General features: G+C 56.4%; 1 protein-coding gene. It reads right to left on the reverse strand.

What is annotated here, in order from left to right:
* Positions 1–13: 13 nt before the first annotated feature.
* Positions 14–849 (reverse strand): ISL3 family transposase (locus tag HMPREF2967_RS05470; RefSeq protein WP_118854829.1); only part of this gene is annotated, 836 nt, incomplete at its 5' end.

The following is an 849-nucleotide window of genomic DNA, read 5'->3' on the forward strand; positions in this document are numbered from 1 at the left end:
GGCCCTTCCGGTTTTAGAGTGCGTTGATTTTGTCCTGTAGTTGTCCGGAGTGGATCAGGCACCGCAAGATGTAGTGGTTGAGGTTTTTGAAACCTAGGGCGATGCCGCGTAGGTGTTCGAGTCTGCCGTTGATTGCCTCGACGGGGCCGTTGGATGCACCGATATCAAAGTAGGCGAGCACATCTTTGCGTCGTCGCCACAGGGTGCGTCCCAGTTGGGCGAGCTCTTCTAAGCCTTTTGGTAGTCCTTTGCGCAGGGTGTGGATGATGCGTTCCATAAGCTTTTTGCCTTCCGATTTCCTCGGATGCGCGTACGCTGTGATCATGTCTTGGTAGACCAACCACGTTACTTCCAGGCACACGTAGTCGTCATCGGTGGCCCACAGCATTTCTAAGCGTTGCTTTTGCCGCTCGGTGAGATAGTTCGTCCTGGTCAACAGCGTGCGCCGGTGCTTGTACAGTGGGTCATCTTTGCGTCCGCGGCGCCCGGTGGTCTCACGTTGGAGTCTTTGTCGGCAACTGGTGAGCTTGTCGGCTGCCAGATGCACCACATGGAAAGGGTCCATGACTTTGTCCGCTTGTGGTAGTTGTTCCTCGACTGCGGTGGCATATCCGGTGAACCCATCCATGGTCACCACCTGTATCTGCTCCCGGAAGCTGGGGTCGCGCTCTTTAAGCCACCCGCTGAGCACATCTGCGGACCTGCCCGGTCGCATGTCTAACAAACGAGCAGGCCCACGCCCGTCCACCAGCGGGGTGAGGTCAACAAGTATGGTCACCAGGTTTGATGCCTGGCCTGGTTTTCTGGTGTGTTTCCATACGTGTTCATCGACTCCAAGGATACGAACCC

Source organism: Corynebacterium sp. HMSC059E07, from assembly GCF_001814395.1.
In the GTDB taxonomy this organism is placed as follows: Bacteria; Actinomycetota; Actinomycetes; order Mycobacteriales; family Mycobacteriaceae; genus Corynebacterium; species Corynebacterium hesseae.